The organism is Streptomyces sp. NPDC111516, assembly GCF_055635345.1.
In genome coordinates, this window is the sequence record NZ_JBVKBV010000057.1 from 1 (window position 1) to 10,164 (window position 10,164).

General features: G+C 67.1%; 2 protein-coding genes and 1 pseudogene. All 3 read right to left on the reverse strand.

The window, feature by feature from the left end:
- Positions 1-147 precede the first annotated feature (147 nt).
- On the reverse strand, positions 148-2,745 hold the full coding sequence (locus tag ACZ7L9_RS37850) for a Kelch repeat-containing protein (RefSeq protein WP_471422064.1): 2,598 nt from the start codon (positions 2,743-2,745) through the stop codon (positions 148-150).
- 3 nt (positions 2,746-2,748) lie between these two features.
- Positions 2,749-4,275, reverse strand: a pseudogene (locus tag ACZ7L9_RS37855) (S8 family serine peptidase); the annotation flags it as partial.
- Positions 4,276-5,183: 908 nt separating this feature from the next.
- Positions 5,184-9,302, reverse strand: a complete 4,119-nt coding sequence (locus ACZ7L9_RS37860) for a carboxypeptidase regulatory-like domain-containing protein (RefSeq protein WP_471422063.1) — start codon at positions 9,300-9,302, stop codon at positions 5,184-5,186.
- Between the last annotated feature and the right edge of the window lie 862 nt (positions 9,303-10,164).

Sequence of the window (10,164 nt, forward strand, 5' to 3'; positions counted from 1 at the left end):
CTCCTTTCTCCTCGGGCGAACCTTTTTGTCTTAGACTTGCCCCTACGGGCGTCCGGGAGGGCTCTCGTCCCTTCGGTGGGGCGCGGGGCGGGCCCGCGACCTGTCCGTGCGGGCCGGGGCCGGGCCCTGCCAGCACGAAGCGTCACATCAGGGGCAGGTGCGGTCGGGTTTGAGCGGGAAGTCGGCCGTGGTCGCCATGCCCTGCTTGATCTTGACCGATCGGGTCTGCGTCGCCCAGCCGTCCTTGGCCGCTATCGCCGTGAGCGGGTTGTTGCTGACGTCGAGCCAGAGCACGTACTGACCGTTCCGGTCGGTCTTCAGCGTGTAGCTCGCCGTCTTCGAGGTGATCTGCACAGTCGCTCCGATCAGTGGCGCCGACTTGCCGGTGCAGTCGACCCCGGTGACCGTCCCGGTGATCTTTCCCCAGGTCTTGGGCGGGTTCACCGTGAGCGCCACCGGGACCGACGGGATCGCCCCGTACGGGGTCTTCGCGCTGACCGTGAGCTGCGCGCTGATCGTGCCCGGCTGGGTGATCTCGGCGACGTTCGCGTCGAAACTCGCGTTGATGTCAACGCTCTCGCCCGGCTGGATCGTCACCTCGGTCTTGTCCAGCGAGAGCCAGGGAATTCCGACGCACTGGTCATAGCCGGGCAGCAGCTCGGAGTTCTTGGCCGCGTCCCACCCTGCGGGGGAACCTCCGATCTTGTAGAAGCCGCAGGCGGAGCCGCCTCGGTAGACGGTGTTGTTGGAGTTGGGCAGCGCGGTCCAGGTGTCGGCACCCGGGTCGTAGGCGAAGCCCTGGTTGGTGAGCGTGGAGGGGCTGGTCACGCCGCCGGACACGAGGAGCTTGCCGGCTGCCGCCGAGTAGCCCATTCCCCACAGGTCGATCGGCAGGTCGGCAACGGCGGCCCAGCTGTGGGACGACGGATCGTAGCTGTAGGCGTGCTTGGAGGTACCGCTCGAGTTCGCCCCGCCCGCGCAGTAGAGCTTGTTCGCGATGGCCCCGCAGCCGAGCCAGGAGGTCGGCTCCGGATACGCCGTGCCCGAACTCCAGGTGTCCGAGGCCGGGTCGTACGCCTGCACGTCCGTGCTGCCACAGCCGTCGTACGTGCAGCCGCCCACGATGTAGATCTTGCCGCTCAGTACGGTCACGGCTGCGCCGGCGGACGGCTTCGGGGTCTCGGCGCCGGTGGACCAGGCGCCGGTCGCCGGGTCGTAGATCTCGGTCTTGGCCACCGGCCTCCCGTACGTGTCCCAGCCGCCGAAGACGTAGAGCTTGCCACCGTAGGCGGCAGCCTGCGGCGCCGCACGGGTGATGCTCATGTTCGGCAGGGCACTCCACGCCTGGGCGACCGGGTCGTAGACGTAGGCGCTCTTGTAATCGACTTTGCCGTCCGTTCCGCCGACCGAGTAGACCTTGCCGCCGATGGTCGCCACGCCGTTGTCCATGACCGGCAAGGGGTAGTCGGCCACCGTCGTCCACGGTGCCTCGTACGGCGTCGCCGAGGGCTTGGCGGCCGCCGCCCGTGCGGTTTTGCCGGGCCGGAATCGCAGGGGGCTGTAGTCCCCCTTCACTTCCCGCAGCGGAGCACCCTTCTGCGCCGCGGCGGGCTGATGGCCGCCCGGCTGCTTACCGACTTTGGCGGTCACCGGGGCGGTTCCGGTGTTCTTCAGGGTCACCGTGGAGCTGCCCTTGCCCTGCCAGTCGACGGTCTTGCTGACCTGGGCCGGGACCTCGATCCGAGGTGCGGGCAGGGCGAACGTGCCGTCCGTTGCCCGGTCCGGGGCCACGTTGACGGTGATGTCCTGGTCGCTGTAGGAGTTCGCCGCCTTGGCGGAGAACGTGTGCTCCCCCGTCAGCGAGGAGAACATCCAGTAGAAGCCGTCGCCCAGCTTCGGGTCGTTCGGCGTCGCCGCCGAGGTCGTCTTCTCCGCGGGCTTGTCGGCCGACGTCACCGAGGCACCGTTGACCCCGCCCCCGGTGTTCTTGTCGGTCACCTGGCCGACGACCAGGCCGCCCGGTACGGGGTCACACGTGCGGTCGCCGAGGAAGACATCGTCGACCTGCCACCAGTAACCGAAGCCGGCAGTGAAGTGGAACCGTACCTGGACGTTGGCCTTGCCGGCGGCCTTGGACAGGTCCACGATCTCGGTCCGCGGCCCCCGCACACTGTCGCTGGTGTGGTGCCAGACGTTGGTCCACGTCTGACCTCCGTCGACGCTGAAATCGACATCCCCGGTCAGGCCCTTGAAGCCGTAGTAGTCGGTGCGGAAGGTCAGGGCCGGGTGGGTTCGCTGACTGAAGTCCATGACGGGGCTGATCAGCGAGGTGTCCTGCCCTGTTCCGTTCCCGTATCGCTGGCTGTCGATGATGGCGAAGCCGCCGGACCCGCCGGTCTTGTTGCCGCGCTTGCCCGGGTCGTTGAACACCCAGGTCTGGCCGTTGCCCAGCTTGTCGTCCACGGTCCAGCCCGCCGGCGCGGAGGTGCCGTCGAACGACTCGGTGGCACCGTCCAAGTGGAGGCCGTATCCGGCAGCGCTGCAGGTCTTCCAGTCGACCGACGCGTTGACGTCATGCGTCACATCCGCCGAACCCACCTGCACATCCTGCGAGCTGCGCTCGTAACCCGGGTACAACGGGTCGACCTGCAGGGTGTAGGTGTCGGAGACCGGCACACTCAGCGTGTACTTCCCCGTCTTGGGGTCGGTATAGGCGACCGCCGTCGGCTCATCCTTGACCCGCACGGTCGCATACAGCGGCCAGTCATGACCGGAACCGTCATGGACCGTGCCGGTGACGTTGACATTCGGCTTCGCCGTCAGCGGGAAGTCCTCGGTCACCGTCTGGCGGTCAGCGACCGTGACATCCGAGACGGTCTTGGTGGCGTACCCGAACTTGCTCGCACTGATGTCATACGTTCCCGCCGGCACGGTCAGGCTGTAGCGCCCCTGGCCATCCGTCATCTCCGTGATGTCACCAACGGTGATCTTGGCCGCGGCAAGCGGAGTGGTGCCGTCGGTGACGGTACCCGCGACGGTGCCGTGCGGCCCGGAACGGAACGCCGAGACGTTCAACAACCGGTTGGGGGAGCCGGTGCCCGGGCTGGTCACGACTCCGGTGGTGGCTGAGGACGTCAGCGCCTCCGCGACCTGCGAGGGGGAGGCGCTGGGGTTGTCCGCCAGGTAGAGCGCGGCTGCTCCGGCCACGTGCGGGGACGCCATCGAGGTGCCGGAGATGGTGTTGGTGGCGGTGTCGCCGGTGTACCACGCCGACTGGATGGATGTCCCGGGCGCGAAGATGTCCAGGGTGCTGCCGTAGTTGGAGAAGCCGGAGCGGGAGTCGCCACTGGCGGTGGAGCCGACGGTGATGGCCTCGGTCACACGGGCCGGGGACGAGGTGGAGGCATCCGTGCTGTCGTTGCCCGCCGCCACGGCGTAGGTGACCCCGGAGGCTATGGAGTTGCGGACAGCGGTGTCCAGCGCCGTGTCGGTCGGGCCGCCGATGCTCATGTTGGCCACCGCGGGCTTGACGGCGTTGGCGGTCACCCAGTCCACACCCGCGATGACGCCGGAGGTGGTGCCGTAGCCGTCGTCGCCGAGCACGCGGACCGCGACGATCTTGGCCTTCTTGGCCATACCGTACGACGAGCCCGCGACCGTTCCGGCGACGTGCGTGCCATGGCCGTTGCCGTCCGCCGCGATGTTGTCGCCGTCCACGGCGTCGTACCCGTAACTGGCGCGGCCGCCGAAGTCCTGGTGGCTGATGCGCACACCGGTGTCGATGATGTAGGCCGTGACTCCGCCGCCCGCCGTACCCGGGTAGGTGTAACTGTTGTCGAGCGGCAGGGCTGGCTGGTCGGCTCGGTCCAGCCCCCACGAGGGCGGATTGGGCTGAGTGCCGGTCGGGTCGGTGTCGGTCGCCTTGACGGTCTGGTCCTGCACGACGGACTCCACGGCCGGATCGGCGGCGAACCGCTTGGCCTGCTTCTCCGTCAGCTCGACGGCATAGCCGTTGAGCGCAGCGTCGTAGGTCCTCTTGACCTTCGCACCGTACTTGGCAGCCAGCGCCTTGCCCTTGCGCGACTTGGAGTCGGCTCCCTTGCCGAGAACCACGATGTACCGATCCTTGATGGCACCGGGTGCGCCCGCGTTCGCGATCGTACCTTCGGCCTGACTCGCCGCCGCCGCGGGCAGCGCCGGACCGATACCAAGCGTCAGAGCCGCAACGGTGACCGCGGCCAAACCCTTGAGGGTGCGCCGGGCAGTACGTGACATCGCCGGCATCACAGGTCCTCCTCTGCGACAACAGCAAGCGTCACGATCAGCGCGCCGACGCGTCCGACCATCGTGGTCAACGCAAACGGACGCGATCTGAGGCGGGTTGGTTGAGCGGAAGGGGGATGAGACATGGACAGCTCTCCTACAGGGTGATGCAAACCTGAATCATGAATTCCTGAGCAGGGCAGATCTCGGCTCAGTCGTACTTCTTCAACCGCGACTCGTTTCCGCGGCCCAGCGTGCTGCGGTACGGACTGGAGCCCGTGATCACGGGGAGATTGAAGCCCCAACTCGGTCTCATTCGGCCGGATGATGTCGGCCACGACCACACCGGGCTTTCCGCCGCCGTCACCGTCCAAGGCGGATTCCACGAGCACATGCTTTCGCCACCCCGAATGCGATGACGAAACATCAAGAATACGCCCGTTACCGTGTTTCCAGAAGATGAATCAACCGGACGAGGACGGCACTTTCCAGCCTCGAGGCGGCGCTCGGGAGGACGACAGGTTCAACAGCGTAGGGTGCACGAGAATTTGTTCGTCCCCTCTGTCGGATGAAGGGTTCGCGCGGACTTTACGGCCGTCGGCACAGCTCCGTCATCGGTTGAACGTCGGGATGATCCCGGCACGAGCCCGACGAATGTCGAATCGTGCAGACGCCCGACGGCTCGGCATCCGCCTGACTATGCAAAGACCCGGGCCGGGACGGCTGCCCCGGCCCGGTGTGCCGAGCGACCGGTGGCCCCGGCCGACTCGGCATGGCGTGCGAACAGGGTCGCCGGCGCGGCATCACCCCGGTCGATCGCCGGCCCCTGGAAGCGTCTCGGCCCCGCCATGGGATCGGTGGCGGGGCCGAGAACTGTCCGTGCGGGCCGGGGCCGGGCCCGGCCCGCACGGAGCGTCAGATCAGCTGCACGTTTCTTTGAGAGAGAAGTCGGCCGTGGTTGCCTTACCCGGCTTGATATCGACCGATCGGGTCTGCGGCTCCCAGCCGTCCTTGGACGCGGTCACCCTGACCGGGTTGTCGCTGACGTCGAGCCAGTACACGTACTGACCGTTCTTGTCGGTCTTCAGCGTGTAGCTCGCCGTCTTCGAGGTGATCTGCACGGTCGCTCCGGTCAGCGGCGCCGACTTGCCGGCGCAGTCGGCTCCGGTGACCGTCCCGGTGATCTTTCCCCAGGTCTTGGGCGGGTTCACCGTGAGCGCCACCGGCACCGAGGGGATCGCCCCGGACGGGGTCTTCGCGCCGATCGTGAGCTGCGCAGTGACCGTGCCCGGTTGGGTGATCTGGGCGAGGCTCGCGTCGAAACTCGCGTTGACGTCAACGCTCTCGCCCGGCTGGATCGTCACCTCGGTCTTGTCCAGTGAGAGCCAGGGGACATCGCCTGTGGCGGTGCACTGGTCATAGCCGGGCAACAGCTCCGTGTTCCTGGAACCGTAGTAGTTTCCGGCGGAACCCCCGATCTTGTAGAAGCCGCAGGCGGAGCCGCCGCGGTAGAGAGTGTTGTTGGAGTTGGGCAGCGCGGTCCAGGCATCGGAACCCGGGTCGTAGGCGAAGCCCTTGTTGGTGAGCACGCTGGAGTGGTCGGTCACGCCGCCGGATACGAGCAGCTTGCCGGCTGACACCGAGTAGCCCATCCCCCACAGCTCGATCGGCAGGTCAGCGACGCGAGTCCATCTGGCGGTTGCCGGGTCGTAGCTGTAGGCGTGCGTGCTGGCCAGGCCTTGCCCGCCTGCGCAGTACAGCTTGTCCTCGATACCACCGCAGCCGAGCCAGGAGACCTTCTCCGGATACGCCGGGCCCGAACTCCAGGAGTTCGCCGCCGGATCGTAGACCTGCACCTCCGTCTTGCCGCAGTCGTTGCCGATGCAGCCGCCGACGAGGTAGATCTTGCCGCCCAGCACGGCCACGCCGGCGCCGGAGCGCGGTTGCGGGTTGTCGGCGCCCGTGGACCAGGTACCGCTCGCCGGGTCGTAGATCTCGGTCTTGGCCACCGGCCTCGTGTAGTTGTCCCAGCCGCCGAACACGTAGAGCTTGCCACCATGGGCGGCTGCCTGCGCTCCGCCCCTGGCTACGCTCAGGTTCGGCAGAGCACTCCACGCCCGGGCGCCCGGGTCGTAGACGTAGGCCTTGTTGGCGAAGTACGTGTCGTCGAATCCGCCGACCGAGTAGACCTTGCCGTTGATGGTCGCCACAGCGTTGTCCATGACCGGCATGGGGTAGTCGGCCACCGTCGTCCACGGCGCCGCGTACGGCGTCACCGACGGCTTGGCAGCCGCCGCCCGTGCGGTCTTGCCGGGCTGGAACGGCAGGGGGCTGTAATCTCCCTTCACCTGCTGCAGCGGAGCGCCCTGCTGCGCCGCGGCGGGCTGATTGCCGCTCGACGCGACCGGCCACTCACCGATCTTGGTGGTCACCGGGGCGGTTCCGGTGTTCTTCAAGGTCAGGGTGGAGCTGCCCTGGCCCTGCCAGTCGACGGTCTTGCTGAGCTGAGCGGGGCTGACCGCGATCCGGGGTGCGGGCAGGGCGAACGTGCCGTCCGTTGCCTGGTCCGGAGCCACGTTGACGGTGATGTCCTCTGGGCTGTAGTACTTCCCCACCGTGGCGTTGAACTTGTGCTCCCCGGTGAGCGAGGAGAACATCCAGTAGAAGCCGTCGCCCAGGTTCGGGTTGTTCGGCGTCGCCGCCGAGACCGTCTTCTCGGCGGGCTTGTCGGCGGAGATCACCGTTGCGCCGTTGATTCCGGCCCCGGTGTTCTTGTCGGTCACCCGGCCGACGACCAGGCCACCCGGTACCGGGTCACAGGTGCGGCCGCCGAGGCGGACGTCGTCGACCTGCCACCACATGCCGTACTTGGCGGCGAGGTGGAACCGCACCTGGACGTTGGCCTTGCCGGCGGCCTGGGAGAGGTCCACGAGCTCGGTCCGCGGTCCCCAGGCTCTGTCGGTGGTGTGGTGCCAGAGGGTGTTCCACGTCTGGCCGCCGTCGATGCTGAGATCGACGTCCCCGGTCTGGTAAACCATGCCGTTGTAGTCGGAGTGGAAGGTCAGGACCGGTTGGGCTTCCTGGCTGAAGTCCATGACCGGACTGATCAGCGAGCTGTCCTGTGAACCGTCGCGGCCGTAGTAATCGCTGTCGATGATGGCGAAGCCGCCGGACCCACCGGTCCTGTTGGGGCGACCGCGGGGGTCCTTGAACACCCAGGTCTGGCCATTGCCGATCTTGTCGTCGACGGTCCAGCCCGACGGCGCGGTGGTGCCGTTGAACGGCTCCGTGGTGCCGTGATACTTGAAGCCGTACCCGGCGGCAGTGCAACTCATCTGGTCGACCGACGCGTTGACGTCATGCGTCACATCCGCCGAACCCACCTGTACATCCCGAGAGTCCCGCTTGTATCCCGGATACACCGGGTCGACCTGCAGGGTGTAGGTGCCGGAGACGGGCACACTCAGCGTGTACTTCCCCGTCTTGGGGTCGGTGTAGGCGACCGCCGTCGGATCGTCCTCGACCCGCACCGTCGCATACAGCGGCCAGCCGTGACCAGAGGCATCGCGGACCGTACCGGTGACGTTGACACGCGACTTCGAGCTCAGCGCGAAGTCCTTGCTCACGGTCTGGCCGTCGGCGATCGTGATACCCGAAACGGTCTTGGTGGCGTACCCGAACTTGCTCGCGCTGATGTCGTGCGTTCCCGCCGGCACGGTCAGGGTGTAGTGCCCCTGCCCGTCCGTCATCGCCGTGACGTCGCCCACGGTGACCTTGGCCGCCGCCAGCGGAGCGCTGCCGTCGGTGACGGTGCCCCTGACGGTGCCGTGCGGACCGGAGGGCACGGGGCGGAACGCCGCGAGCCCGTTCGGGGTGCCGAGGCCGGTCGGCCCGTCATAACCCGGCCCTCCGTTGCACAGGTACGCAGGCGTGCAATTTCCGTTGCTTCCGGACGTCACATCGTTGAGCGCGGACGGCTGGGCATACGGGTAGGAGTTCGGCGCCGAACCCGCTGCCGGCTTCCCGGCCAGCGCGTAGACCGAGGCGATGATCGGGGCGGACGCGCTGGTGCCGCCGAAGACCTGCCAGCCACCGTTGTAGACCGCGACACCGGTGCTCGGGTCGGCGACCGCGGACACATCCGTGATCGTACGGCGCGCGCAGCCGGTGTCCTGCTGGAACGACGGCTTGGACACGTACCTCGAGCAGCCGCTGCCCGCATACCTCCATGCGCTCTCGGCCCAGCCGCGGGTGGTGGAGGTGTCCTTGACCAGCGAGGTGCCGCCGACCGCCGTCACGTACTGCGACGAGGCCGGGTATGCGACGCGGTAACCGCTGTCACCGCTGGCGAAGGTGATCGCGACACCGGGGTGGTTGAAGTAGGCTTCGCTCTGGGGCGCACTGGAATTCTCGGTACTGCCCCAGCTGTTGGAGACGAACTTGGCGCCCTGGGCGACCGCCTGGTTCACGGCCGTGCCAAGGTTGTTCATACCGTTGTCGTCGGCCTCGACCAGGAGGATCTTGCAGCTCGGGCAGGTCGCGCTGACCATGTCGATGTCGAGTGCGATCTCCGCGGCCCACTGGGAGTTCGCCGTCGGATAGTTCGTGCCGCCGCGCTGGTCGATCTTCTTGAAGCAGCCGTTGGTCGTGGTGCACGGCGGCAGCCCGTACTGCTGACGGTAGACGGCCAGGTCCGCCTCGGCGTTCGGGTTGTCGAACGCAGCCACGACGGCGACCGTCTCGGTGGAGCCGGCGTCGGGCAGGTTGTACGCGCTTCGCAGGTCGGCCGGGCCGAAACCGGCGGGAGCGGAATCAGCCTGGAGACCCTTCGTCGCGACGACATCCGTGCGGACCATGGCAAGGCAGGACATCTCGCCGGCCTTTGACGGCTTGGCGCACACCTGATCGGCGGGGTGCCGGCCAGGCGAGGTGGAGCCGGCGGCCTTCGTGGTCGGGACGGGACGCTTGGCGGAGGGGGTGGAGGCGGAGGCCGCGGCCGGCACAGCGATCACCGTGGCTGCGGCGACGGCGAGCGCCACGATCAGCGTTAAGACGCTTAAGACGCGTCCGACCGCCGTGTCCGACGCGAGCGGACGCGATCTGAGGCGAGTTGGTCGAGCGGAGCGGGGATGAGACATGTACACCTCTCCTACGGGGTGCATGCAAACCCGAATCGTGAATTCTTGAGCAGGGCAGATTTCGGCTCAGTCGTACTTCTTCAGCCGCGACTCGTTTCCGCGGCCCAGCGTGCTGCAGTACAAACTGATTTCCATGATCACGGGGAGCTTGACGCTCTATCCCGTCTCGTTCGGCCGGATGTTGTCGGCCGCGATCATGTCCGGCTTTCCGTCGCCGCCATTGTCCAAGGCAGATTCCACGAGCACGTGCTCACGAATCGCATCCATGAGGCCCCTTTCGACGATGGGGCCAGCAGGTGCCTGTGCCTGAGTGCTCTCGCCGACAGGAAACTGGATACTAGGGCTGTCGTCGCTCCGAATGACATGACGAAACGTCAAGAATGTGCTGTGTCATGCCACCAGAAGATGGATCAACCGGACACAGTCGGCACTTTCTGGCCTCGAGGCGGTGCTCGGGGAGACGAGGGATTCGACAGGATACGGTGCACAAGACTTTGCTCGTCCCTTCTGCCGGACAACGGGTTTGCGCGGACATTACGGCCGACGGCACGGCTCCGTCATCGGTTGAATGTCGGGACGATCCCAACGCGAGCCCGACGAATGTCGAATGGTGCAGACGCCCGACGGCTCGGCATCCGCCTGACCATACAAGCGTCGCGGGGCCACCACCGGATTTTTGTTAAGGGCGCGGACCGTCCCTTTTCGCCCCAGGACCGGAGCCGCACCCCCCAGAGGGTTCAGCAAAGGGTAAGGGTTTCTTGGA